The organism is Ideonella sp. BN130291 (assembly GCF_036231905.1).
Taxonomy (GTDB): domain Bacteria; phylum Pseudomonadota; class Gammaproteobacteria; order Burkholderiales; family Burkholderiaceae_C; genus CAMLIZ01.
Genome location: NZ_JAZARE010000002.1, coordinates 1 through 22,501, shown reverse-complemented (window position 1 = coordinate 22,501; position 22,501 = coordinate 1). Strand labels below are relative to the sequence as shown.

Annotated in this window: 28 protein-coding genes; 13 read left to right on the top strand and 15 right to left on the bottom strand. The window is 69.3% G+C overall.

Annotated features, from left to right (window positions below; genetic code table 11):
- Positions 1-99 precede the first annotated feature (99 nt).
- Positions 100-1,578 carry a M48 family metalloprotease gene (locus VPH43_RS03290; protein WP_328576234.1) on the bottom strand — a complete coding sequence of 493 codons (1,479 nt, stop codon included), beginning with the start codon at positions 1,576-1,578 and terminating at the stop codon, positions 100-102.
- Positions 1,579-1,693: 115 nt separating this feature from the next.
- Between VPH43_RS03290 and VPH43_RS03285 the strand changes: the two genes are divergently transcribed.
- From VPH43_RS03285 to VPH43_RS03275, 3 genes are all read left to right on the top strand, one after another.
- The gene (locus VPH43_RS03285; protein ID WP_328576233.1) at positions 1,694-2,587 is read left to right on the top strand and encodes a cyanophycinase; all 894 of its coding nucleotides are present in this window, start codon (positions 1,694-1,696) and stop codon (positions 2,585-2,587) included.
- A 106-nt stretch (positions 2,588-2,693) separates the two neighbouring features.
- Positions 2,694-3,428, top strand: coding sequence for a hypothetical protein (locus VPH43_RS03280; RefSeq protein ID WP_328576232.1), 735 nt, complete (start codon positions 2,694-2,696; stop codon positions 3,426-3,428).
- A gap of 26 nt (positions 3,429-3,454) precedes the next feature.
- The gene (locus VPH43_RS03275) at positions 3,455-4,723 is read left to right on the top strand and encodes a pectin acetylesterase-family hydrolase (RefSeq protein ID WP_328576231.1); all 1,269 of its coding nucleotides are present in this window, start codon (positions 3,455-3,457) and stop codon (positions 4,721-4,723) included.
- 12 nt (positions 4,724-4,735) lie between these two features.
- On the opposite strand, the gene VPH43_RS03270 is transcribed toward VPH43_RS03275, so the two are convergent.
- The gene (locus VPH43_RS03270) at positions 4,736-5,200 is read right to left on the bottom strand and encodes an Lrp/AsnC family transcriptional regulator (protein ID WP_328576230.1); all 465 of its coding nucleotides are present in this window, start codon (positions 5,198-5,200) and stop codon (positions 4,736-4,738) included.
- A gap of 93 nt (positions 5,201-5,293) precedes the next feature.
- Between VPH43_RS03270 and VPH43_RS03265 the strand changes: the two genes are divergently transcribed.
- The 9 genes from VPH43_RS03265 to VPH43_RS03225 all read left to right on the top strand — a co-directional run bounded on the left by VPH43_RS03265 (position 5,294) and on the right by VPH43_RS03225 (position 11,381).
- Positions 5,294-5,908, top strand: a complete 615-nt coding sequence (locus tag VPH43_RS03265) for a LysE/ArgO family amino acid transporter (protein WP_328576229.1) — start codon at positions 5,294-5,296, stop codon at positions 5,906-5,908.
- 13 nt (positions 5,909-5,921) lie between these two features.
- Positions 5,922-6,386: an SRPBCC family protein gene (locus VPH43_RS03260; protein WP_328576228.1), complete on the top strand. Its 465-nt coding sequence runs from the start codon at positions 5,922-5,924 to the stop codon at positions 6,384-6,386.
- A gap of 81 nt (positions 6,387-6,467) precedes the next feature.
- Positions 6,468-7,400: a YihY/virulence factor BrkB family protein gene (locus VPH43_RS03255; RefSeq protein WP_328576227.1), complete on the top strand. Its 933-nt coding sequence runs from the start codon at positions 6,468-6,470 to the stop codon at positions 7,398-7,400.
- 34 nt (positions 7,401-7,434) lie between these two features.
- Positions 7,435-8,181, top strand: a complete 747-nt coding sequence (gene minC / locus VPH43_RS03250; RefSeq protein WP_328576226.1) for a septum site-determining protein MinC — start codon at positions 7,435-7,437, stop codon at positions 8,179-8,181.
- A gap of 25 nt (positions 8,182-8,206) precedes the next feature.
- The gene (minD, locus tag VPH43_RS03245; RefSeq protein WP_328576225.1) at positions 8,207-9,022 is read left to right on the top strand and encodes a septum site-determining protein MinD; all 816 of its coding nucleotides are present in this window, start codon (positions 8,207-8,209) and stop codon (positions 9,020-9,022) included.
- A gap of 3 nt (positions 9,023-9,025) precedes the next feature.
- Positions 9,026-9,283, top strand: coding sequence for a cell division topological specificity factor MinE (gene minE / locus VPH43_RS03240; RefSeq protein WP_328576224.1), 258 nt, complete (start codon positions 9,026-9,028; stop codon positions 9,281-9,283).
- Positions 9,284-9,320: 37 nt separating this feature from the next.
- Positions 9,321-10,010, top strand: coding sequence for a PIG-L family deacetylase (locus VPH43_RS03235; RefSeq protein ID WP_328576223.1), 690 nt, complete (start codon positions 9,321-9,323; stop codon positions 10,008-10,010).
- Positions 10,011-10,015: 5 nt separating this feature from the next.
- Positions 10,016-10,918 (top strand): glycosyltransferase family 2 protein, encoded by a 903-nt coding sequence (locus VPH43_RS03230; RefSeq protein WP_328576222.1) that lies wholly within the window; start codon positions 10,016-10,018, stop codon positions 10,916-10,918.
- Positions 10,919-10,925: 7 nt separating this feature from the next.
- Positions 10,926-11,381: a hypothetical protein gene (locus tag VPH43_RS03225; protein WP_328576221.1), complete on the top strand. Its 456-nt coding sequence runs from the start codon at positions 10,926-10,928 to the stop codon at positions 11,379-11,381.
- Here VPH43_RS03225 and VPH43_RS03220 read toward each other — a convergent pair.
- The 13 genes from VPH43_RS03220 to VPH43_RS03160 all read right to left on the bottom strand — a co-directional run bounded on the left by VPH43_RS03220 (position 11,351) and on the right by VPH43_RS03160 (position 21,724).
- Positions 11,351-11,551 (bottom strand): DUF3606 domain-containing protein, encoded by a 201-nt coding sequence (locus VPH43_RS03220; protein WP_328576220.1) that lies wholly within the window; start codon positions 11,549-11,551, stop codon positions 11,351-11,353. The two genes, VPH43_RS03225 and VPH43_RS03220, sit on opposite strands and share 31 nt — an antisense overlap.
- A 53-nt stretch (positions 11,552-11,604) precedes the next feature.
- Complete coding sequence (locus VPH43_RS03215) at positions 11,605-12,222, bottom strand: UPF0149 family protein (RefSeq protein ID WP_328576219.1); 618 nt, start codon at positions 12,220-12,222, stop codon at positions 11,605-11,607.
- 43 nt (positions 12,223-12,265) lie between these two features.
- Positions 12,266-13,045 (bottom strand): 3-hydroxybutyrate dehydrogenase, encoded by a 780-nt coding sequence (locus tag VPH43_RS03210; RefSeq protein ID WP_328576218.1) that lies wholly within the window; start codon positions 13,043-13,045, stop codon positions 12,266-12,268.
- 12 nt (positions 13,046-13,057) lie between these two features.
- Positions 13,058-14,491 carry a sigma-54 interaction domain-containing protein gene (locus VPH43_RS03205; protein ID WP_328576826.1) on the bottom strand — a complete coding sequence of 478 codons (1,434 nt, stop codon included), beginning with the start codon at positions 14,489-14,491 and terminating at the stop codon, positions 13,058-13,060.
- 98 nt (positions 14,492-14,589) lie between these two features.
- Positions 14,590-15,522, bottom strand: coding sequence for a branched-chain amino acid ABC transporter permease (locus VPH43_RS03200; RefSeq protein ID WP_328576217.1), 933 nt, complete (start codon positions 15,520-15,522; stop codon positions 14,590-14,592).
- The gene (locus VPH43_RS03195) at positions 15,523-16,410 is read right to left on the bottom strand and encodes a branched-chain amino acid ABC transporter permease (protein WP_328576216.1); all 888 of its coding nucleotides are present in this window, start codon (positions 16,408-16,410) and stop codon (positions 15,523-15,525) included.
- A 108-nt stretch (positions 16,411-16,518) separates the two neighbouring features.
- Positions 16,519-17,724, bottom strand: coding sequence for an ABC transporter substrate-binding protein (locus tag VPH43_RS03190; RefSeq protein ID WP_328576215.1), 1,206 nt, complete (start codon positions 17,722-17,724; stop codon positions 16,519-16,521).
- Positions 17,725-17,757: 33 nt separating this feature from the next.
- A complete protein-coding gene (locus VPH43_RS03185) occupies positions 17,758-18,459 on the bottom strand; it encodes an ABC transporter ATP-binding protein (RefSeq protein ID WP_328576214.1) in 702 nt (233 codons plus the stop codon).
- A gap of 1 nt (position 18,460) precedes the next feature.
- Positions 18,461-19,231, bottom strand: coding sequence for an ABC transporter ATP-binding protein (locus VPH43_RS03180; RefSeq protein WP_328576213.1), 771 nt, complete (start codon positions 19,229-19,231; stop codon positions 18,461-18,463).
- On the bottom strand, positions 19,228-20,343 hold the full coding sequence (locus VPH43_RS03175) for an ABC transporter substrate-binding protein (RefSeq protein WP_328576212.1): 1,116 nt from the start codon (positions 20,341-20,343) through the stop codon (positions 19,228-19,230). Before VPH43_RS03175 ends, VPH43_RS03180 begins: the two co-directional genes overlap by 4 nt.
- Positions 20,344-20,559: 216 nt before the next feature.
- Positions 20,560-21,039: a GNAT family N-acetyltransferase gene (locus VPH43_RS03170; protein WP_328576211.1), complete on the bottom strand. Its 480-nt coding sequence runs from the start codon at positions 21,037-21,039 to the stop codon at positions 20,560-20,562.
- A 23-nt stretch (positions 21,040-21,062) separates the two neighbouring features.
- Positions 21,063-21,311 carry a hypothetical protein gene (locus VPH43_RS03165; RefSeq protein WP_328576210.1) on the bottom strand — a complete coding sequence of 83 codons (249 nt, stop codon included), beginning with the start codon at positions 21,309-21,311 and terminating at the stop codon, positions 21,063-21,065.
- Positions 21,312-21,325: 14 nt separating this feature from the next.
- Entirely contained in the window at positions 21,326-21,724 is a 399-nt protein-coding gene (locus VPH43_RS03160) for a response regulator (RefSeq protein WP_328576209.1), read from the bottom strand.
- A gap of 171 nt (positions 21,725-21,895) precedes the next feature.
- Between VPH43_RS03160 and VPH43_RS03155 the strand changes: the two genes are divergently transcribed.
- Positions 21,896-22,399 carry a GFA family protein gene (locus VPH43_RS03155; RefSeq protein WP_328576208.1) on the top strand — a complete coding sequence of 168 codons (504 nt, stop codon included), beginning with the start codon at positions 21,896-21,898 and terminating at the stop codon, positions 22,397-22,399.
- The last annotated feature ends 102 nt before the right edge of the window (positions 22,400-22,501 follow it).

Here is a 22,501-nt window from a genome sequence, read left to right as displayed (position 1 = left end):
CACCTTCGGAGCGGCCGTGCGGTGCTCATTGGGCCCCCTTGGCGCTGTGCGCCGTCCCCCCAAGGGGGAGCGAGCACCTTCGGAGCGGCCGTGCGGTGCTCACTGGACGGTTTTCACCAGTTGCCCCGGCGCTGGCTCGCCGCCGCCATAAAAGCCGTTGAGCAGGCGCAGGTGGCGCTCGGCATGGGGCAGCGGCGACTGGCGCGCCAGCTCCGCGAAGCCGCCGCGCGGGTAGGGCACGGTGCGCACGGTCCACGGCCGCGCGGCGTTGCGGTCGGCCGCGCTCAGCGGGCGGAAGGAGGCTTCGGCTTCGCGCATCTGGCCGTGGGCGCGTTGCAGGCTGGCCGCGTCCGCGCCGCTGTAGGCCAGCAGGTAGTTGCGCCCTGAGGGGCCGCTCACCACGGTGGCTTCCACCGGCTCGGCGCGGCCTTGTTCGTTGCGCCGGGTGCCGGCAAAGTGGGTGGCCGGCATGCCGTTGATCGAATAGCGCTCGGTGCGGCCCTGCTCCGGTTTGATGACGTTGCGCAGGATGTCCTCGGCGCTGCTGCCGGCCTTCTCCGGCACCATCTGCAGCACCAGGCCGGCGGTGCTGTCCGGGTTGACCAGCGCCACCGCGTTCGGCTCGTTCTGGATCTTCCAGCCGGCCGGCGCGGTGATCGCAAAGCCCAGCGGCTCGTGATAGAAGTTGCGGCCGCGCGTGACACCCTGCTCGCGTGTTTCGCCGAAGGCCATGCCGTTGATCAGCTGCTGGTAGCGGGCGCGACCGTCGTCGCCGTAGCTGCCGCGGTAGTTGGCCGCAATGGAGGTGATGTCGTGCAGGCGCTGCTCGTTGCTCGGGTGGGATGCCAGCCAACTGGGCCCTTGCTGCGCCGTGCGGCCCTCGCTGCGCGCCACCTCGGCAGCAAACTGGTCCTGGTAGCGCAGCAGCTGGATCACGTCCACCATGTTGCGCGGGTTGTAGCCCGCGCGTGACAGGTATTCGGCCCCCAGCCGGTCGGCCTGCAGCTCCTGGTCGCGGCTGTAGTGGGCGATGTAGCCGGCCGCGGCGGTCTGCGAGATCTGCGAGGCCACCTGGCCGGCACCGCTCACGCCGCGCCCTTCCAGGATGGCGCCCAGCACCGTGGCGGCCAGCACGCCCAGGCCGGCGGTCTGCTGCTTGGTGGCGCGCTGGGCGCCATGGCGGGCGGTCACGTGGCCGATCTCATGGCCCATCACGCCGGCCAGGTCCGCCTCGCTGTCCATGTAGGCCATGATGCCGCGCGTCACGTACACATAACCGCCGGGCAGGGCGAAGGCGTTCACCTCCGGGCTGTCCAGCACGGTGAAGTGCCAGTCCAGCTGGGCGCGTTCGGACTGGCGCGCCAGGCGGCGGCCGAGCTCCGTGACATAGGCCTGCACCCGCGGGTCCTGCACCGTGCCGTATTCGGCCAGCACCGCCTGGTGCTCCTTGGCGCCTTCCTGCACCTCGCTGCGTTCGTCCATGACCGTGCGTTCGGGCTGGCCGGTCACCGGGTTCTGCACGGTTGTCGTGCAGCCGCAGGCCAGGGCGATCACGAGCGGTACGAGGGCGTGGCGCATGACGGTCTCCCGCGCTGCACCTGCAGCGCTGCTGCCACTTCGGCAGCTACTGTGCCCACTTCGAGGGCGCGGCGCTTGCTGGAGACCTGAACCCCCCGAACAGAGGAGCCCTGCCTTGAAAAAACCCGGACACCTGGTGATCGTTGGTGGCGCCGAAGAGCGCGAGGGCGACATGCCCGTGCTGCAGCGCTTCGTGGAACTGCTGCCGCAGGGGCAGGGCCCGGTGCTGGTGCTCACGGCCGCCACCGAGGAGCCGGAGGAAATGTGGAAGATCTACCGGCGCGGCTTTCACGAGATCGGCGTGAAGCGGGTAGAAGCCCTGCACGTGGACCAGCGCGACCAGGCCAACGACGCCGAGCTCTATGAAAAAGTGCGTCAGGCGCGCGGCGTCTTCATGACCGGTGGCGACCAGAAGAAGCTGCTCGCGCTGGTGAGCGGCACCCGCCTGTGCGAGGCGATGCGCGAGTCGTACATCGAGCGCGGCATCTGCATCGGCGGCACCAGTGCGGGCGCGTCGGCCATGTCCGAGCACATGCTGGGCCACATGGCCAGCGGCGAAAGCCCGATCACCACCGACGTGAGCCTGGTGGTGGGCCTGGGCTTCGTGCTGAACGCGGTGATCGACCAGCACTTCTCCGAGCGCGGCCGCCTGAGCCGGCTGCTGGCGGTGGTGGCCCACAACCCCAAGCTCATCGGCGTGGGCATCGACGAGAACACCGCGCTGGTGGTGTCGCGCGGGCGCGGCATCGAGGTGATCGGCGCCGGCGCGGTGACGCTGGTGGATGGCCGCGAGATGCGCACCCGCATCGTGGGCGAGGACGACAAGCAGGTCTTCCAGGCCACCGATGTGCGCGTGCACCTGCTGCCGGCCGGTGGCGGCTTCATCGCCGCGCATCCGAACACCAAGGCCGAACTGGTCAACGGCGACGTCTCGCCCCACGTGCAGGCCCTGGTGCAGCTGCTGGCCGGCAAGGACGCGGTGGACACCCAGTTCCGCACCGACGACTGAAGTCCCGCGCCGGGCGCCTGACTTTGCGGGCCAGGCTCGCTGCCCGGCGAGCCAGCGGCCGGAGGCCGCCCTTGGCGCGCCGCCGGGGCAGCGCCATACTCCGCCGATGAGTGCGAGGCGCCAATGGCGGTGGGGAGCTCTGGCGGGTGCCGTGGGGCTGGTGGCGCTCGCGGCCGCCACCTGGTGGCCGCAGCCGGCGCCCGCCACCCGGTGGCCCGCCGCCTCTCCAGTGGACGCGGCGCAACGCCAACCCGCCCGGGCTGTCACGCCCGCCCAAGCGGCCACCTTGCCCGCAGGCCCTGTCGCCAGCGATGCTGCAAACGGCGCCCCGCCCGGCGTGACCGCCGCCCAGTGGGCGCGGCTGCGCGCAGAGCTCGCCGGGCGCAGCGACGGCCCCGCCGAGCTGCAGCGCCTGGCCGACTACTTCCGCTTTGCCGACGCTGCCCAGCGCTTCCGGCGCCTGCGCACGGAGCAACCAGGCTCCGCGCAGCTGGTGCCGCTGGCGCGCGAGCTCGATGCAGGCTTGGCGGCGCGGCTGCAGCGGCGCGAGGTGTCCGGTGGGGAGGCGCGCCTGCTCAAGCTGGCCCTGCTGGAGGTGCTGCAGAGCGACCCGGTGCAGCGTGAGCGTGAGCTGGCGGCGTGGCAGGCCACCGTGCAGCCGCCCGCCGCAGCCACGGGCGCCGCGGCCGCTACCGCCGCCCGCGATGCGGAGTTCCTGCGCCGGCAGTCCGAGCTGGTCGCCGCCTGGCAGGCCCGCCCGCCGGCGCAGCGCAACCCGCGCGAGCTGGAACAGCAGATCGAGGCACTGCGCCGCAGCAGCTACCCCACCACCGGCCGATGACGGCCGATATCCATCAGGAGGACGACATGACGCTTTGCAAACGCAGCTTGCTGCGCACCCTCGGCAGCCTCACCCTCGCCCTGGCCGCGCCGCTGGCCAGCGCGGGCCTGCAGCAATGGGACATGGTGGAGCTGCCGGTGGACAGCGGCGCCGCCTGCGGCAACGGCACGCCCTACCGTTTCTTCGTCAACCGGGCGGCAGCCTCGAACAACACGGTGATCGTGTACGAAGGCGGCGGCGCCTGCTGGGACCAGAAGGCCTGCATGGGCCAGGGGCCGCTGAGCGCGGCCAACCCGGACGGCATACCGCCGGACTACATGCAGCACCTCACCAACATGGCGGCCAACGGGCTGGTGACGCCTTTCAGTGCACGCACCGACCCCTTCCAGGCGGTACAGACCCAGTCCTGGAACATCGTGTACCTGCCGTACTGCACCGGCGACGTGCACAGCGGCAACAAGATCACGGTGTACAGCGACGCCGACCCGGCGCATCCCCGGGTGGAATACCACCGCGGCCAAGTCAACGTGCGCGGCGCGGCGCAGTGGCTGCGCCAGAACCTGGGCCAGCCGGAGAAGCTGCTGCTCACCGGCTTTTCCGCCGGCGGCGTGGGCTCGACCGTCACCTATGCGCTGATGCGCGACACCCTGCAGCCCACCGGCAAGGTGTCCCTGCTGGCCGACTCCGGCCCGCTGATGCCGGCACCGCGCAGCGGCACGCCGGAGCAATACCCTTCCTTGCCCCTGCACGAGAAGATCCGTTCCGCCTGGGGCCTGGATGAACCCGAAGGCCTGGTCACGCAGTTTGGCGGCATGCCGGGCTTCGATGTGAACAACCTGGGCTCGGTGAGCGGCGCGCTGGCCCAACGCTATCCGCAGGACCGCTTCGGCTACATGGTGTTCCAGGCCGACGGCAACTTCTCGGCCTTCAGCTACGCGAAGTTCTATGACGACATCGCCAACGCGCCGGACGCCCGCGCCTACCGGCAGGCGCTGTACGGCCGCTGGACACCGGACATCAACCGCTGGATGGCCGAGCTGCAGCAGTACGGCAACGTGTCGTACCACGTGCCGTTCTTCCGCAACTTCAACCAGTCGCACTGCCTGACCATCATCGACTTCTCCGGCACCGGCATCGAGGACGCGGGTGTGGAGAGCCTCGCGCCCTTCGTGGACAACACGCTGGACCGCGGCCCGGTGATGCGCCATGCCGAGGCCGACCATGTGAGCGACTTCTTCCAGCCCTTGAGCACGGCGATCCGCCTGTTCAAGCTGCTCACCCGCATCCTGGGTTGAGTCGCTGCGTGTTCAGCGCGTGGTGCCGGGCGGCACCACGCCGCGGCGCACGATCGGCGTGGAGAACACGATCGAAGTGCGCGTCTCGCCGTAGCCGTTGATCGACGCGAGAAAACGCTCCAGGTCAGGCAGGTCGCGTGCGATCACCGTCATCACATAGGAGTCGGCGCCGGCCACGTGGTGGCATTCCAGCACCTCGGCCGCGCGCTTGAGCTTGTCGATGAAGGCCTTCTTGCCCGGCTGCAGCACGGTGATGCCCACGATGGCGCGCACGCCGTAACCGGCACGGGCCGGGTCCACCTCGGCGCCGATGGCACGCACCACGCCGGCCTCCTGCAGGCGCTTCAGGCGCTCCACCGTGGCGGGGATGGAGAGCCCTGCCGCGGCGGCCAGGGCCTTGAGCGGGCTGCGGCCGTCCTGCTGCAGGGCCAGCAGCAGCTTCCAGGCCTTGTCGTCCAGTTGCAGCGTTTCGGTCATCGATGGATTTCACCTGAAATTCGCGTGGCATGGGCGGCAGCGGCCTGAAATTCACGCTGTGCCGGCCGGCGGCCGCTGAGCAGAATCATGGCGATGGACTCGACCGCCACCCTCTTTGCGCAGTCGCTGCTGATCGGCCTGTCGATCGCCGCGCCGGTAGGCCAGATCGGCGTGCTGGCGATCCAGCGCACGGTGGAGCATGGCCGCGCGGCCGGCCTGGCCACGGGCCTGGGCGCGGCCTTCGCCGACGCGGTCTACGGCGCGATCGGCGCCTTCGGCGTCACCACGCTGATCGCCTGGCTCGTCGGCATGAAGACCTGGTTCAGCCTGTTCGGTGCGGCCTTCCTGCTCTGGCTGGCGTGGCGCATCGTGCGCCAGCCGTTGCGGCCGCGCGGTGCCGCCCACACGCCGCCGGACGCGCTGCTGCGCTACCTGGCCAGCACCTTCGTGCTGACCTTGTCCAACCCCACCACCATCCTGTCGTTCCTGGCGATCTTCGGTGCGCTGGCCGGCCGCGCCGCGGTGGCGTCGCCCTGGGCCATGGTGGCCGGCGTGCTGGTGGGCTCGGCGCTGTGGTGGCTGGTGCTGGCCACGCTGGTCGGCCTGGTGCGCGAGCGCTTCGACGAACGCTGGCAGCGCGCCATCAACCACTGCTCGGCCTTGCTGCTCGCCGGTTTTGCGCTGTGGCAGCTGTCCCAACTCTTCTGATCACAACATCGCCATGCCGCTGCACACCGACGCCAGCCACACCATCACCATCGAGGCGCCGATCGAGCGCTGCTTCATGTTCTTCACACCCGCCGGCGAGGAGCTGTGGGTGGACGGCTGGCAGCCGCAGTACCTGTGGCCGTCGGACGGTCGCACCGAAGCGGGCATGGTGTTCACCACCGGCCAGGGCGAGGAGCACACGATCTGGATGCTGGTGGACTTCGACCGCAGGGCCCACCGGTCGCGCTACGCGCGGGTGACGCCGGGCTCGCGCACCGGGCTGGTGGAAGTGCGCTGCCGCGCGCTGGACGCCGAGCGCACCGAGGTCAGCGTGAGCTACATGCTCACCGCCTTGAGCGCGGCCGGGGCCACGGCGCTGCAGGCGTTCGAGGGCGAGGCGTTCGCCCGCATGATCGACGGCTGGGCGGTGCAGATCGCGGCCCGTCGCGACGCGCTGCTGGCGGCGCACATCCGCTGAATCGGCTCGCGCTGCTGCGCCGCCGCATGACGCGAGCGGCGCCCGACGTACCATGCCTGCTGCCCGCCTCCTTGCCGCAGCATGCTCACCCCCGGTTCGCGTCCATCGCAGATCCTCCAGCACCCGGGCGCCTTCGTCTGGCGCACGCTGAAGGCGTTTCGCGCCAACCAGGGCTTCCTGCTCGCCGGCGCGGTGGCCTACTACGCGCTGCTGTCGCTGGTGCCGCTGCTCATCCTGGTGGGCATCGTGCTGTCGCACGTGATCGATCAGGGCGATCTGCTGGCCGCGCTGCAGCGCTACCTGGAGTGGCTGGTGCCGGGGCAGTCCAAGGCGCTGGTGGCGGAGCTCGCCACCTTCCTGGCGCACCGCGACGTCATCGGCTGGCTGCTGCTGGTCACCATGCTGTTCTTCAGCTCGCTGGCGTTCACGGTGCTGGAGAACGCGATGTCGGTGATCTTCCATCACCGGGTGGCCATCCGGCGGCGGCACTTCATGGTGTCGGCGGTGATGCCGTACCTGTGCATCCTGTCGCTGGGCATCGGCCTGCTGCTGGTGACCTTCGTCGCAGGCAGCCTGCAGGCGATGGGGCAGGAGCGCATCGACTTCCTGGGCATCGACCGGTCGCTGCGCGGCGTGTCGGGCGTGCTGCTGTACCTGCTCGGGCTGGCGGGCGAGATCGCGGTGCTGACCTCCATCTACATGGTGATGCCGGTGGGCCGGCTGTGCCTGCGCCATGCACTGGTGGGTGGGGTGACCGCGGCGCTGCTGTGGGAGCTGACCCGCCATCTGCTGGTGTGGTACTTGGGCACGCTGTCGCAGGTGAGCGTGGTCTATGGATCGCTGACCACCGCCATCGTGGTGCTGCTCAGCCTGGAGATCGGCGCGACCTTGCTGCTGCTGGGTGCGCAGGTCATCTCCGAGTTCGAGCGCCTGGGCAAGCCCGGCGCCGATGCGCCGCCCGTCGGCTTGCGTACCACAGACCCGGACGACCCCCCGCCGCCGCCCGCCCGGTAAACTCCGCGCCTTTGTGCGGTAGCTCCCAAGTCCGATGGCTGTTCCCCCGACAGGAAGCGCTCCTGCCGTATTCGACCTGAAGAACACCAGCCTGCCGCTGGTGTCGGTGGCGCTGCGCAGCGCTGACCTCGATGTACTGCGCGAGGCGCTGGACCAGCGGCTGCGTGACACGCCCAACTTCTTCAACCACGACCCGGTGGTGCTGGACATCGCGGCCTTGCGCAGCGAGCCGGCGGTGATCGACTTCGCGGCCCTGGTGCAGCTGCTGCGCCAGCACAAGATGCAGCCGATCGCGGTGGCCGGCGCCAGCGCGGAGCAATTGGAGGCGGCGCTCGCTGCGGGCCTGTCGGAAGCGCCCGCTGCGGCGCCCGCGCCGCAGCCGCGGGTGGAGACGGTGGTGCGCGAAGTGATCAAGGAAGTGGTGCGCGAGGTGCCGGGCGTGGCACCGCCCACGCTGGTGATCGACAAGCCGCTGCGCTCGGGCCAGCAGGTGTATGCCAAGGGCGGCGACCTGATCGTGCTGGCGGCCGTGAACTTCGGCGCCGAGGTCATCGCCGACGGCAATGTGCATGTGTACGCGCCGCTGCGCGGCAAGGCGATCGCCGGCGCCCGCGGCAACACCGAGGCGCGCATCTTCACCACCTGCCTGGAGCCGGAGCTGATCGCCATCGCAGGCGTGTACCGCACCACCGAAACCGCGATTCCCGCCGAGGTGGCCGGCAAGGCCGCGCAGATACGGCTGGTGGGCGACAAGCTGGTGATGGAACTGCTCGAAAGCTAATTCAAGGAAACAAGGACCCTATCCGATGGCAAAAATCGTTGTCGTGACCTCCGGCAAGGGAGGGGTGGGCAAGACCACCACCAGCGCCAGCTTCTCGTCCGGCCTCGCCCTGCGCGGCCACAAGACGGCGGTGATCGACTTCGACGTCGGCCTGCGCAACCTCGACCTCATCATGGGCTGCGAACGCCGCGTGGTGTACGACCTGATCAACGTGATCAACAACGAGGCCAACCTCAACCAGGCGCTGATCAAGGACAAGCAGTGCGACAACCTGTTCGTGCTGCCCGCCTCGCAAACGCGCGACAAGGACGCCCTCACGAAGGAGGGCGTGGAGCGCGTGCTGAAGGACCTGGCCGAGATGGGCTTCGAGTACATCGTGTGCGACTCGCCCGCCGGCATCGAGACGGGCGCGCTGCTGGCGATGCACTTTGCCGACGAGGCGCTGGTGGTCACCAACCCCGAGGTCTCCTCGGTGCGCGACTCCGACCGCATCCTCGGCATGCTGAGCAGCAAGACCAAGCATGCGATCGACGGCACCGGCCCGATCAAGGAGCACCTGGTCATCACCCGCTACAACCCCAACCGGGTGCAGGAAGGGCAGATGCTGTCGCTGCAGGACATCCAGGAGATCCTGCGCATTCCGCTGCTGGGCGTGGTGCCTGAATCGGAGACGGTGCTGCAGGCTTCCAACCAGGGCGTGCCGGCCATCCACCTGAAGGAAAGCGACGTGTCCGAGGCCTACACGGACCTGGTGGCGCGCTTCCTCGGCGAAGACAAGCCGATGCGCTTCGTGGAGGCGGTGAAGCCCGGCTTCTTCAAGCGCCTGTTCGCGGGGAGGTGAGTGATGTCCTTTCTCTCCTTCCTGCTCGGAGAAAAGAAGAAGACGGCCACCGTCGCCAAGGAGCGGCTGCAGATCATCCTGGCGCATGAGCGTTCCGGCCGTTCCGGTGCCGACTACCTGCCGGCGCTGCAGCGCGAGCTGGTGGCGGTGATCTCCAAGTACGTGTCCATCAACCCGAACGACATCAAGGTGCACCTGGAGCGCCAGGACAACCTCGAGGTGCTCGAGGTCAAGATCGAACTGCCGGAAGCCTCGCGCTGACGCTGGGCTGGGCACGGCGTGTGCTGCGCAAGCAGCCATGCCGACCCTGCGCACCCTGGGCCGTGTGGCCCTGATTTCGCCCCACCTGGACGACGCGGTGTTCTCCTGCGGCCAGCTGCTGGCCGCGCACCCGGACAGCACGGTGGTGACGGTGTTCGCCGGTGAGCCGCCAGCCGACACACCGCTCACCGAGTGGGACGAACGCTGCGGCTTCACCAGCGCGGCGCAGGCGGTGGCCCTGCGGCGCGAGGAGGACCGCATCGGCCTGTCGCTGCTGGAGGCGCGCCCGGTGTGGCTGGACTTTGCCGACAGCCAGTACGGTAGCTCGCCGCGGCCACAGGAGGTGGGTGCAGCCTTGCAGCAAGTCCTGCTCGAGCTGGCGCCCGACAGCGTGGTGTTTCCGCTCGGGCTGTTCCACTCCGACCATGCCCTGGTGCATGAGGCGGTGGTGCACATCGTGCCCACGCTGCCGGATATGCGCTGGCTGGTGTACGAGGACGCCCTGTACCGCGGCCTTCGTGGCCTGGTGCAGCTGCGCCTGATGGCGCTGGCGCAGGCGGGGGTGTGCGCCACCCCGCTGCGCCTGGCTGACGAAGGCTCCGCGCTGCTGAAGGCCCGCGCGGTGCAGGCCTATGCCAGCCAGCTGCGCGGTTTTGGCGAAGGCGGCTACGACGACCTGGCCGCGCCGGAGCGCTGCTGGCTCTACGAGCCGGCCGGGCAGGGGTGAGGCGCATGGCCGCCGACCCCCGCACCACGGTGGTGGTGCTCACCCACAACCGGGCTGCCGAGCTGCTGCACACGCTGTGGCGGCTGACGCAATTGCCCGAGCAGCCGCCGGTGGTGGTGGTGGACAACGGCTCCACCGATGGCACCGCCGAGCGGGTGCGCGAGGCGTATGCAAAGGCCTGGCTGGTGCGCTCGGAGCGCAACCTGGGTGCCGCCGGCCGCAACCTGGGTGTGGACCAGGTGCACACGCCTTACGTGGCCTTCTGCGACGACGACACCTGGTGGGCACCGGGCGCGCTCCGGCGCGCCGCCGATGTGCTGGACGCCCACCCGACCGTCGGTGCGCTGGCCGCGCGGGTGCTCGTCGGGCCACAACAGCGCGAGGACCCGACCTGCAGTGCCATGGTCCACAGCCCCTTGGACGCCACCGGCCTGCCCGGCCCGGGGCTGATCGGCTTCATGGCCGGCGCGGTGGTGATGCGCACGCAGGCCTACCGGGCCGTGGGTGGTTACGAGCCGCGGCTGTTCATCGGCGGCGAGGAGCGCCTGTTCGGGCTGGACCTGGCGGCACGCGGCTGGCGCATGTGCTATGTGCCCGAGGTGGTGACGCACCACCATCCCTCGCAGCAGCGCGACGCCGGCGGCCGGCGGGTGCTGGTGGCGCGCAATGAACTCTGGATCGCCTGGATGCGGCTGCCCTGGCGGGCGGCCTGGCAGCACACGCGGCAGGTAGTGAAACAAGCGGCGGCGCAGGGGCTGGCGGTCGAGGTGCTGCTGGCCGCGCTGCCCGGCCTGCCCTGGGCCTTGGGGCACCGCCGCGTGGTGCCGCCCGCCGTCGAACGAATGCGCCAGCAGGTGCTGGGCCAGCCGGCGCAGTCCCGTAGCGAACCTCGAACTGCCGAGGCCTGAGCCAGTGATGCGGGGCCTGCGCTGGCTGGGCCTGGGCCTGCCGCTGGCGGTGCCCTTCGCTGCACTCTGGGCCCGGCAGCGCGAGGCCCGCATCCTGCGCACCGGGCGGGCCCTCACCGAAGACGAACAAGCCATCGCCCGGGCGATGGGCGTGGCGCAGCCCGAGCGGGTGCGGCTGCTGCAGCTGTCGCGCTGGCCGTTGCCGATGCGCTGGTTCAGCCGCCATGTCACCGCGATGGCACTGGGCCACTCGATCTGCTGCGTGGGCGACGAGGTCACGCCTCGCCTGCTGGCCCATGAACTGCGCCATGTGCAGCAGGTGGAGGCAGCCGGTTCGCTGCGCAACTTCCTGACGGTGTACCTGGCCGAGGTCGCCCGCCACGGCTACTGGCATGCGCCGCTGGAGGTGGACGCGCGCCGGGCGGCGCAGGCCTATTCGGACGTGGCCGGCCGGCCTTCCTGAGCGAGGTATTGCTCCACGTCGCTGGCGCGGTCGCCGGCCACTTCCACCACCTTGGCCAGCACCTCGGCCGAGACGCCGAGCTTGCGGGTCCAGTGCTCCACGTCCGCACCATCGCGCAGGTTGATGCGCGCGTCGCCGGAGCGCTCGGGTGCTTTGGGGTCGTCTGCCATGGGGTGCTCCTGATGGGGAATCAGGGCAGCGCGGCAAGCCGCGTGCGCGGCCCTCAAGGCGTGTGGCGTCGCTCGTTCAGCAGCAGCACTGCGTCCATGGCCGCGCGGCTCAGTTCGTCGCGCTGCTCGGGGTCGGCCAGGCGCTCGCGGTCCGCGGGCGACAGCTCGGATTCATCGCCGCCCAGCAACGCCACCGGCACCAGCGCGGCGCCCAGTTGCGGATCGTCGAACAGCGGCTCCCATCGGTCAGGCGCGAGCGCCACCGCCTGCAGGAAACCCACGCACCAGTCCTCCGCGTCCACCACCTCGCGCTCCTTGGTTTCGGCCACGCTGAACACCGGCTGCCAGTGGTCGGGGTGGTCGCGCAGCTGGCAGTGGATGCTCTGCAGGTGGCGCAGCACCAGCACGGTGGCGCGCTTGCGCTGCTTGCCGCTGGCAAAGGGCGCGTTGCCTTCGCCGTCGCCGCCCCACACGGCGGGCAGCCAGTCGGCGGTGCGCAGGGTGGTGAGCAGCGGCGGGCCCACCAGCAGGGCGGTGAGGTAGCCGTCCAGGCCTTCGACATTCATCGCGTTGTCGCCGGGCACGGCCTGCAGCAGCTCATCGAGCGCCTGCAGTTCCTCGTCGGTGAGCGGCTGGTCGGCGATCTGCGGGTTGTATTGGGGGTACTCCATGGGCCGGATTGTGGCGCGCCGCCGCGCCGGCCCGTTCATGCGTTCACTGCGCCGTCCAGCCGCCGTCCATGGTCCAGGCCACGCCGCGCACCTGTGCGGCCGCCTCGCTGCAGAGGAAGGTGGCCATGGCGGCCAGCTGCTCGGGCGTGACGAAGGCCTGCGAGGGCTGCTTCTCGGCCAGCAGCTGGCGCTCGGCCTCGCGTTGCGGCAGCCCGCGTTCGGCCGCGCGGGCGTCCACCTGTTTCTGCACCAGCGGCGTGAGCACCCAGCCGGGGCAGATTGCGTTGCAGGTGATGCCGGTGGTGGCGGTTTCCAATGCCACCGTCTTGGTGAAGCCCACCAGCCCGTGCTTGGCCGCCACGTAGGCCGATTTGCCGGAGCTGGCCACCAGCCCGTGCACCGAGGCCACGTTGAGGATGCGGCCCCAGTTGCGCTTGCGCATGCCGGGCAGGGCCAGGCGCGTGGTGTGGAAGGCGGAAGTGAGGTTGATCGCGATGATGCGGTCCCACTGCACCACGTCGAAGTCCTCCACCGGCGCCACATGCTGGATGCCGGCGTTGTTGACCAGCACATCCACGCCGCCCACGTGGCGTTCGGTAAAGGCCATCAGCGCCTGGATCGCCGCCGGGTCGCTCATGTCCGCCGGATGGTGCTCCACCAGGGTGTCACCGCTGCGCGCGGCCTGCACCGCCTGCACGGCCTGCGCAGCGTCGCCAAAGCCGTTGAGCACCACATGGGCGCCCTGCTGGGCCAGGGCCTGCGCGATGGCGAGGCCGATGCCGCTGGTGGAGCCGGTCACCAGGGCGGTCTTTCCGTTCAACATGGACAAGGTCTCCTACGAGGTCGGGGGATCGGATGGATGGGCGCTTGCACGGGCGCGGTGGCCCAGGCCCAGCTGGGCCATCTTTCGGTACAGGGTGGCGCGGCCGATGCCCAGGCGCTTGGCCGCCGCCGCCACGCTGCGGCTTTCGGCCAGGGCGCGTTCGATCAGCTGGCGCTCGTACTGGCTCATGGCCTGGGCATGCGGCTCCGCAGGCGCCGTAGGGGCGGGCGGAAACGCGGGCGCCGGCTCGGCTGGCGCGGGTGCACTGCCGGCGCCGGAGGCGTTCAGCGCTGCCTGCACTTCGGCCGCGCCCAGCAGCGGTGAATCGGACAGCACGATGCTGCGCTCCAGCACGTTGCGCAGCTCGCGGATGTTGCCGGGCCAGCGCTGGCGCGCCAGCAGCGCCAATGCGTCGGGCTGCAGCTCCCAGGCCTGGCCGGGCCGCAGGTCGGCAAAACCCTCCAGCACCGCTTCGCAGATCAGCTCCAGGTCCTCGATGCGGTCGCGCAGCGGCGGCACCCGGATGGACAGCACGTCCAGCCGGTAGTACAGGTCGGCCCGGAACTCGCCCGTCTTCACCAGCTCCTGCAGGCGGCGCGAGGTGGCCGCGATGATGCGCACGTCGGCGCGCACCACGTCGTTCGACCCGATCGCCTCGAACTCCTTTTCCTGCAGCACGCGCAGCAGTTTGGCTTGCACGGCCAGCGGCATGTCGCCGATCTCGTCGAGGAACAAGGTGCCGCCCTGCGCGATGTGCAGCTTGCCCTGGCGCTCGCGCCGGTCCGCGCCGGTGTAGGCGCCCGGTGCCACGCCGAAGAGTTCGGCTTCGAGCAGCGCGTCCGGGATGGCCGCCATGCTGATCGACACGAAGGGCTTGTGCGCGCGCGGCGAGGCGCCGTGGATGGCATGCGCCAGCAGCTCCTTGCCGGTGCCTGTTTCGCCCAGCAGCAGCACCGGCGACTGCGTGGCCGCGGCGCGGCGGGCGGTGCGCTTGAGCTCCAGCGTCACCGGCGACACACCGACGAAGCTGGAGAAGTTGTACTTGGCCTGGCGTGCCGGCGCACGGGCCTTGCGCGCGGCGGCCAGTTCGTCCTGCATGTTCAGGAAGCGCGAGACCAGCGGCGACAGCGAGGCCCATTCGTCGAAGAGGGCGAAGCCCACCGCGCCGATCACCTCGCCGTCCTCCTTCAGCGGCAGGCGGATCACCACCAGCGGCTTCTTGGGCGCTTCCAGGATGTCCAGCAGGATCGGCTGGCCGGTGGTGACCACCTCGCGCATGCGGCTGTTGGGGATCACGTCCTCCACGCGCCGGCCCAGCACCGCACGCGGGTCGTCGAAGCCGAAGCGCAGTGCATGGCGTTCGCTGATCCACACGATGCGGCATTCGCGGTCCACGATCAGCGTGCCTTCGCTGGCGCGCTCGAACGCGCGGAACAGCGTCTGCATGGCCGAGGCGCGCAGCGACGCGAAGTCATCCAGGCGCCTGCCGTCGGCCGCGGCCCACAGGTCGAAGGTGTCGTCGGCCACGGCGCGCCCGGCCAGCATCAGGCCGGCTTCTTGTTCGGCAGCCGGTGCAGCAGCTCGCCGACGATGCCGCGGCGGAAGGCGATCACGCACACCACGAAAGTGACACCGATGATGACCGTGACCCAGGAGCCCACCCGATCAGCCAGGAAGTCCTGCAGGCCGACGATGGTGAAGGCGCCCACCACCGGGCCGGCGAAGGTGCCCATGCCGCCGAGCAGTGTCATCAGCACCACTTCGCCCGACAGCGACCAGTGCACGTCCGACAAGGTGGCAAAACCGAGGATCAGCGTCTTCAGCGCACCGGCCAGGCCGGCGATGGCGGTGGACAGCACAAAGGCGAGCAGCTTGTAGCGGTCCACGTCGTAGCCCAGCGAGATGGCACGCGGCTCGTTCTCGCGGATGGCCTTGAGCACCTGGCCGTAGGGCGAGTGCACGATGCGCATGATGAAGAGGAACACCGCGACAAAGACCACCAGCACGAAGAAGTACATCGCCAGGTCGTTGCCCAGCGGCAGCAGGCCGAACAGCTGACCGCGCGGCACGCCCTGCAGGCCGTCCTCGCCGCCGGTGAAGGGCACCTGCAGGCAGACGAAGTACACCATCTGCGCCATGGCCAGTGTGATCATCGCGAAGTAGATGCCCTGGCGCCGGATGGCGATCAGCCCCACCACCAGGCCCAGCAGCGCGGCCAGCCCCACACCGGCCAGGATGCCCAGCTCGGGCGAGAAACCCGCGCTGCGCACCAGCCAGCCGGTGGCATACGCCGCCGAGCCCATGAAGGCCGCATGCCCGAAGGACAGCAGGCCGGTGTAGCCCAGCAGCAGGTTGAAGGCGCAGGCAAAGATCGCAAACGCCAGCCCCTTCATCATGAACACGGGATAGATGCCGATGAAGGGAGCGGCGATCAGGAAGGCCAGCACGGCCAGCCAGGTGGCTTGATGGCGGTTCATTCAGCGCTCCTGGCCGAACAGGCCGGCGGGACGGATCATCAGCACGATGGCCATGATGACGAATACCACGATGTTGGATGCCTCGGGATAGAACACCTTGGTCAACCCTTCGATCACACCCAGCCCCAGGCCGGTGAGGATGGCGCCGAGGATGGAGCCCATGCCGCCGATGACCACCACCGCGAACACCACGATGATGAGGTTGCTGCCCATGAGCGGCGTGATCTGGATCACCGGCGCGGCCAGCACGCCGGCCAGCGCGGCCAGCGCGGCGCCGCCGGCATAGGTGAACATCACCATCACTGGCACGTTGATGCCGAAGGCCTGCACCAGCGCCGGGTTCTCGGTGCCCGCGCGCAAGGTGGCGCCCAGCGGCGTCTTCTCGATCAGGAACCAGGTGCCCAGGCAGATCACCAGCGAGGCGGCCACCACCCAGGCGCGGTAGTTGGGCAGCACCATGAAGCCCAGGTTGGTGGCACCTTGCAGCAGCTCGGGCACCGGGTACTGCTGGCCCGACACGCCGAACTGCTCGCGGAACAGGCCCTCGGCGATGAGCGCCAGGCCGAAGGTGAGCAGCAGGCCGTACAGCGGATCGAGCTTGTACAAGTGCTTGAGCAGGGTGCGCTCGATCACCACGCCCAGGGCGCCCACCACCAGCGGTGCGAGCACCAGCGCGGCCCAGTAGTTGAGGCCGAACTTCTCCAGGCTGACCCAGGCCACGTAGGCGCCGATCATGTAGAGCGCGCCGTGCGCGAAGTTCACGATGCCCAGCAGGCCGAAGATCACCGCCAGGCCGAGGCTCAGCATCGCGTAGAACGAGCCGTTGACCAGCCCCAGCAGGAGCTGGCCCAGGAAGGCCTGGATGGGGATGCCGAAGATCTCAGTCATGTGGAACCGATGGTGGTTGTAGACGGGGCGGGCCCGAACGCCGGGCCGCCCCAAGCCGCGCCCGACCCCCCGCGGGGGGTCAGACGCGGTACCCCGCGGCTGGGGGGCTCACTGCTTCCAGGCGGCGCATTTGGACTCCGCCTTCGTGGTGAAGGCCGCATCGCCCTTGATGGTCTCGGCCACCTTGTAGTAGTCCCACGGCTCGGTGGACTCGGCCGGCGTCTTCACCTGCATGAGGTACATGTCGTGCACCATGCGGCCGTCGGGGCGGATGGTGCCGTTCTTGGCAAACACGTCGTTGACCTTGCTCTTGCGCAGGTGATCCAGCACCTTGTCGCCGTCGTCCGAGCCGGTGGCCTTCACGGCGTTGAGGTAGTTCAGCGCCACCGAGTAGTCGGCCGCCTGCAGCGACGACGGCATGCGCTTGATCTTCTCGAAGAACTTGCGGCTCCAGGCACGGGTTTCCGCGTCCTTGTTCCAGTACCAGCTGTCGGTGAGGTACATGCCCTGCGTGGTCTTCAGGCCGAGGGAGTGGATGTCGTTGATGAAGACCAGCAGCCCCGCCAGCTTCATGCCCTTGGTGACGCCGAATTCATTGGCCGCCTTGATGGCGTTGATGGTGTCGCCGCCGGCGTTGGCCAGGCCGAGGATCTGCGCCTTGCTGCTTTGCGCCTGCAGCAGGAAGGAGGAGAAGTCGCTCGCGGCCAGGGGGTGGCGCACGGCACCGACAACGCTGCCGCCCGCGGCCTTGACCACGTTGGAGGTGTCGTTCTGCAGCGCCTGGCCAAAAGCATAGTCGGCGGTCAGGAAGAACCAGCTCTTGCCGCCGGCGCGCACCACCGCACCGCCCGTGCCCTTGGCCAGCGCCATGGTGTCGTACGCCCAGTGGATGGTGTAGGGCGAACACTGTTCGTTGGTGAGCGCGGAGGTGCCTGCGCCCACGGCGATGAAGGGCTTCTTCTTCTCGGCCGCTACCTTGGCCATTGCCAGGCTGGTGCCGGAGTTGGTGCCGCCGATCAGCAGGTCCACACCCTGGGTGTCGAACCACTCGCGCGCCTTGGCGCCGGCCACGTCGGCCTTGTTCTGGTGGTCGGCCACGATCAGCTCCACCTTCTTGCCGTTGACGGCACCGCCCATGTCGGCAATCGCCATGCGGATCGCTTCGGCGCCGGCCGGGCCGTCGATGTCGGAATACAGGCCCGACATGTCGGTGATGAAGCCGATGCGGATCACGTCGCCCGACACCTGGGCCTGGGCGCTGGACAGGGCCGCCAGGCCAAGGGCGGAGGCGGCGGCAATGGTCTTGAGTTTCATCATGTCTCCTATGGGAACGTAAGAAAGAGGGGTTCAGACCCCGAGTGTTTTCTGCAGCTGTTCCAGGCGCTCGGGCAGTTGCGCCTGGGTGAACTCCTGGGTGATGACGCCGTGCTCCATCACGAGGAAGCGGTCGGCCAGCGGGGCGGCGAAGCGGAAGTTCTGCTCCACCATCACCACGGTGTAGCCCTGCTGGCGCAAGGTCTTCACCATCTCGGCGAGCTTCTGCACGATCACCGGCGCCAGGCCCTCGGAGATCTCGTCCAGCAGCAGCAGCTTGGCGCCGGTGCGCAGGATGCGCGCCACCGCCAGCATCTGCTGCTCGCCGCCGGACAGGCGCGTGCCCTGGCTGCTGGCGCGCTCGCGCAGGTTGGGGAACATCGCGTGGATCTGTTCCAGCGGCATGCCGCCGGGTTTCAGCGTGGGCGGCAGCAGCAGGTTCTCGTGGGCCGACAGGCTGGAGAAGATGCCACGCTCCTCGGGGCAATAACCCAGGCCCAGGCGTGCGATGCGGTGGGTGGGCAGGCCGATGGTTTCGGTGCCCATCACGCGGATGGAGCCCTTGCGCGAGCCGGTCAGGCCCATGATCGCGCGCAGGGTGCTGGTGCGGCCGGCGCCATTGCGGCCGAGCAGGGTGACCACTTCGCCTTCGTTGACGCTGAAGTTCACGCCATGCAGCACATGTGACTCACCGTACCAGGCGTGCAGGTCACGCACTTCGAGGAATGCCGCCATCTCAATGCGCTCCCACGAGTTCGGTGCTGGCGCTGCCCATATAGGCCTCGATCACCGCGGGATTTTTTGACACCTCGGCATACGGGCCTTCGGCGAGCTTGGCGCCGCGCGCCAGCACGGTGATGGTGTCGGCGATGCTGGAGACCACGCTCATGTTGTGCTCCACCATCAGCACGGTGCAGCGTGCGGACACCTTCTTGATCAGCTGGCGGATGCGGTCCACGTCCTCCATGCCCATGCCTTGCGTGGGCTCGTCCAGCAGCATGAGCTCGGGCTGCATGGCCAGCGTGGTGGCAATCTCCAGCGCGCGCTTGCGGCCATAGGCCAGGTTCACGGTCAGCGTGTCCGCATAGCTGGCCAGGTCCACCTCCTGCAGCAGCGCGTGGGCGCGCTCGTTCAGCGTGTGCAGCGTGCGTTCGCTGCGCCAGAAGTGGAAGGAGGTGCCCAGCTGGCGCTGCAGGCCGATGCGCACGTTCTCCAGCACCGTGAGGTGGGGGAACACGGCCGAGATCTGGAACGAGCGGATGATGCCGCGGCGCGCAATCTGCGCCGGCGCTTCGCGCGTGATGTCCTCACCCTTGAACTGGATGGTGCCCGAGGTGGGCGTGAGGAACTTGGTGAGCAGGTTGAAGCAGGTGGTCTTGCCCGCGCCATTCGGCCCGATGAGGGCATGGATGGTGCCGGGCAGCACGTCCAGGTCCACCGCGTTCACCGCGGTGAAGCCCTTGAATTCCTTGGTGAGGCCGCGTGCGGCCAGCAGGGGTGCGGTCACTTCAGCAACTTTCCGGATGAGTTGATGACGGTCACCTCGACGAAGCGAGAGCCGATGCGGTTGTCGGGCGAGAAGCTCACGGTCAGGCCGCCCAGGTCGTAGGCGCGCAACGATTCCAGTGCCTTGATCACGGCTGCGCGTGTGGGCTTGGGGCCGGCGCGGCGCAGGGCCTCCACCAGCACCTTGGCGCCGAGGAATTCCTCGAAGTTGGTGTAGTTGATCGCCGCGCCGGGTGCGAACTGCTTCATCAGCTGGTGGAACTCGCGCACCGCCGGCAGCAGCGGCTGGTAGGGGTAGGGCACCACCTGGCTGATGCCCAGCCCGCGCACGGCGTCGATGCCGCCCAGGCGCACGAGTTCCGCCGGGTCCACCACCGAGATGCTGAAGATCTGGCCGCCGCCCCCGTTGCGGTAGCGCTTGACAAAGGCCGCCGCAGGTTTGTTCACGGCGACCATGATCACCGCCTGGGCGTCGGCCTTCTGGATGCTGTCCACCGCGGCTGCCACCTCGTCGGTGTTGCGCTCGTACGAGGCGGCAGCCGCCACCTTGAGCTGGCGCCGGGCCAGGGCCGCCTGCACGCCGGCCAGGCCGGCCTGGCCGAAGGCGTCGTTCTGGTAGAGCACTGCCACGCGGCGTATGCCTTGCGCCGTGAGCTGCTTGACCATGTGTTCGGCCTCGTCGGCATAACCGGCGCGCACATGGAAGATCCAGGGGTTGAAGGGCGTGCGCAGCGGTTCGCCGCCGGTGTAGGGGGCCACCAGCGCAATACCGGCCTGCTCCAGCACCTTCTCCTGCAGCAGCTTGCCGACGTTGGCGGTGCCGGCAAATCCGAACAGCGCCAGCACCTGCGGGTCGGCCACCATCTCCCGCGTGAGGCGCAATGTCTCGTCGACCTTGTAGCCATCGTCAGCCACCACGGTGCGGATCTTCTGGCCGTGCACGCCGCCCTGGGCATTGACCGCGTCGAACAGCACCTTGCCGCCCAGCACCATCTGCTTGCCGGTGCTGGCCAGCACCCCTGACAGCGGCGCCACCTGGCCCACGAGCACATCGGCGCGGGCGCATGCGCTGGCCAGCAGCCAGGGCACGACGGCGATCCAGAGCTTGTGCACCTTGTCTCCTTTGTGGGTGTCTCGCCGGCCATCGGGCTGCGACGAGACAAACGCTAGCGCAAGGGGCGTGCCACATCTTGGTGCGGTGCCCAAGTGCTTGTGGCACAAAGGAAAAGCGGCAGTTTGCCGGGTTTCTACCAGCTGTCTCGCTTTCTGGAATTTGTCCGTCTCACGCTCAGGGTTGTCCCTGAAGTGTCTCGCTAGCGGACACTTCGCTCAGGGCGAGGAAGCCGCCTGGCGCAGCCGGCGCACCATGCGGCGCGCGGCGATCTGGCCGCCGTAGTAGCCGGGCACCTGGCCGGTCTCGGTGAACGCCATGCGGCGGTAGAACGCCAGTGCCGCATCGTTGTCGGCACGCAGCTCCAGGTGCACGGATTCGATGCCCGCCACGTCGGCCGACTGCAGCAGCCAGTGCAGCAGGCGCCGGCCAACGCCAGCCCGGCGCAGGCCCGGCTGCACGCACAGCAGCACCAGGTGCGCCCGCTGGTCACCGAACTGCATGACGGCAAAACCCTGCACCGCGGCCGTGTCGCAGGCCACCAGCACCACGGTGTCGCGGTCGGCCATGAGGCGGTGCATGCGCTGGGGCGAATAGCGCCAGCCCAGGCCGGCCTCGATCAGGTCGCGCGACATCGCGGCCAGAGCCTGCACGTCGTCGGCACGGGCCAGGCGCAAGGTGACGGCATGGGCGACCATGCCGTCATTGTGCAGCGGCGGCCTCAGCAGCCGAGCTTCTGCGGCTCCTTGCGGATGATTTCCTGCGCCTGCTTCACCGCATAGGACAGGGCCTCGAAGGGCGAATTCCAGCGGTGGCCACCGGACATCGCGGTATCGCGGAAGGCCTCGCGGGGGGCGTTCTGCACGCCGCGCAGCCGGCTCACCACCACCGCCGCCACATAGCCGCCCTTGGCTTCCAGCGCGCCGGCGTAGATGCGGTAGTCCCCTTCGTTGCGTTCGTCGAAGTGCATCTCGGTCTCCTTGTTCAGGCCTCGAGCGAGAACTCGGGCATGTACACGTTCCCGGCCAGCATCTGCTTGAAGGCCTGGCGCAGGGTGTCGGTGTCGGCGGTCTTGAGCACGTAGCCGCTCACGCCGAGGTCCACCGAGCGGACGATGGTGGAGTCGCATTCGCTGGAAGCCAGCAGGGCCATCGGGATGTGCGGCCACATCTCGCGCAGCAGCGCGGTGGTGCTCACCGCCCGCACGCCGTGGGTGTCCAGGTCCAGCACCAGCAGGCCGAAGCTGTGCTTGCCGTTGAGCAGGGTCATGGCTTCGGCCATGTGCGTGGCGTCCACCACGTTGGCCACGGGCTGGTGCCGGCTGAGCACGGCCCGCAGGGCGAGCACGGTCAGGGGCTGATCGGAGATCAGAAGGATGTCCACTCGTCGGTCCTCTCGAAAGTCGTTTATTGGTATGGAGGGAATGCTAGGCAGCCACGCTCCGCCTCGAAACCCCATGAGGGGTGTGCGAGGGGCCCACTGATGGGGGAGGCGGGGGCACCCCCAAAGGGGTGGGCGCAGTAAGCTGCGGCGTCTTGACTGCGGGAGATGGCGATGGTCGAACCAACGATCTCGGAGCCGGTGCACGAGGGCCGCTGCACCTGCGGCACGGTGCGCTACCGCATGACCAGCGCCCCGTTGTTCGTGCACTGCTGCCATTGCCGCTGGTGCCAGCGCGAGACCGGCACGGCGTTCGCGTTGAACGCCCTGATCGAGAGCGACCGCGTGCTGCTGTTGGCGGGCGAGCCGGAAGCGGTGGACACGCCCTCGGAAAGCGGCAAGGGCCAGCGCATCGCGCGCTGCCCGTGCTGCCGCATTGCGCTGTGGAGCAACTACGGCGGTGGCGGCGACAAGGTGCGCTTCGTGCGTGTAGGCACCCTGGAGCAGCCCGATCGCCTGCCGCCGGACATCCACATCTACACGATGAGCAAGCAGCCTTGGGTGGTGCTGCCCCCAGGCACCCCGGCGGTGCCCGAGTACTACGACAGCAAGCTCATGTGGCCGGCTGACAGCCTGGCCCGGCGCCGGGCGCTGTTCGGCGCCAGGCCGGCTTCGTAGGAGTCTGGGCGGCAGAGGGAAGGGCCCGCGCCGGGGCGAGTTGGGGTGCCAGGCAAGGCGCCCGCGAGGCCGCGTGGCGGGCCACGCAACGAGCGGGCAACG

Coding starts and splice junctions, on each gene's coding strand:
- VPH43_RS03290 (WP_328576234.1), bottom strand. CDS start 1,578: ATGCGCCACGCCCTCGTACCGCTCGTGATCGCCCTGGCCTGCGGCTGC.
- VPH43_RS03280 (WP_328576232.1), top strand. CDS start 2,694: ATGAGTGCGAGGCGCCAATGGCGGTGGGGAGCTCTGGCGGGTGCCGTG.
- VPH43_RS03275 (WP_328576231.1), top strand. CDS start 3,455: ATGACGCTTTGCAAACGCAGCTTGCTGCGCACCCTCGGCAGCCTCACC.
- VPH43_RS03270 (WP_328576230.1), bottom strand. CDS start 5,200: ATGACCGAAACGCTGCAACTGGACGACAAGGCCTGGAAGCTGCTGCTG.
- VPH43_RS03265 (WP_328576229.1), top strand. CDS start 5,294: ATGGACTCGACCGCCACCCTCTTTGCGCAGTCGCTGCTGATCGGCCTG.
- VPH43_RS03260 (WP_328576228.1), top strand. CDS start 5,922: ATGCCGCTGCACACCGACGCCAGCCACACCATCACCATCGAGGCGCCG.
- VPH43_RS03255 (WP_328576227.1), top strand. CDS start 6,468: ATGCTCACCCCCGGTTCGCGTCCATCGCAGATCCTCCAGCACCCGGGC.
- minC (WP_328576226.1), top strand. CDS start 7,435: ATGGCTGTTCCCCCGACAGGAAGCGCTCCTGCCGTATTCGACCTGAAG.
- minD (WP_328576225.1), top strand. CDS start 8,207: ATGGCAAAAATCGTTGTCGTGACCTCCGGCAAGGGAGGGGTGGGCAAG.
- minE (WP_328576224.1), top strand. CDS start 9,026: ATGTCCTTTCTCTCCTTCCTGCTCGGAGAAAAGAAGAAGACGGCCACC.
- VPH43_RS03235 (WP_328576223.1), top strand. CDS start 9,321: ATGCCGACCCTGCGCACCCTGGGCCGTGTGGCCCTGATTTCGCCCCAC.
- VPH43_RS03230 (WP_328576222.1), top strand. CDS start 10,016: ATGGCCGCCGACCCCCGCACCACGGTGGTGGTGCTCACCCACAACCGG.
- VPH43_RS03225 (WP_328576221.1), top strand. CDS start 10,926: ATGCGGGGCCTGCGCTGGCTGGGCCTGGGCCTGCCGCTGGCGGTGCCC.
- VPH43_RS03220 (WP_328576220.1), bottom strand. CDS start 11,551: ATGGCAGACGACCCCAAAGCACCCGAGCGCTCCGGCGACGCGCGCATC.
- VPH43_RS03215 (WP_328576219.1), bottom strand. CDS start 12,222: ATGGAGTACCCCCAATACAACCCGCAGATCGCCGACCAGCCGCTCACC.
- VPH43_RS03210 (WP_328576218.1), bottom strand. CDS start 13,045: ATGTTGAACGGAAAGACCGCCCTGGTGACCGGCTCCACCAGCGGCATC.
- VPH43_RS03205 (WP_328576826.1), bottom strand. CDS start 14,491: ATGCAGACGCTGTTCCGCGCGTTCGAGCGCGCCAGCGAAGGCACGCTG.
- VPH43_RS03200 (WP_328576217.1), bottom strand. CDS start 15,522: ATGAACCGCCATCAAGCCACCTGGCTGGCCGTGCTGGCCTTCCTGATC.
- VPH43_RS03195 (WP_328576216.1), bottom strand. CDS start 16,410: ATGACTGAGATCTTCGGCATCCCCATCCAGGCCTTCCTGGGCCAGCTC.
- VPH43_RS03190 (WP_328576215.1), bottom strand. CDS start 17,724: ATGAAACTCAAGACCATTGCCGCCGCCTCCGCCCTTGGCCTGGCGGCC.
- VPH43_RS03185 (WP_328576214.1), bottom strand. CDS start 18,459: ATGGCGGCATTCCTCGAAGTGCGTGACCTGCACGCCTGGTACGGTGAG.
- VPH43_RS03170 (WP_328576211.1), bottom strand. CDS start 21,039: ATGGTCGCCCATGCCGTCACCTTGCGCCTGGCCCGTGCCGACGACGTG.
- VPH43_RS03165 (WP_328576210.1), bottom strand. CDS start 21,311: ATGCACTTCGACGAACGCAACGAAGGGGACTACCGCATCTACGCCGGC.
- VPH43_RS03155 (WP_328576208.1), top strand. CDS start 21,896: ATGGTCGAACCAACGATCTCGGAGCCGGTGCACGAGGGCCGCTGCACC.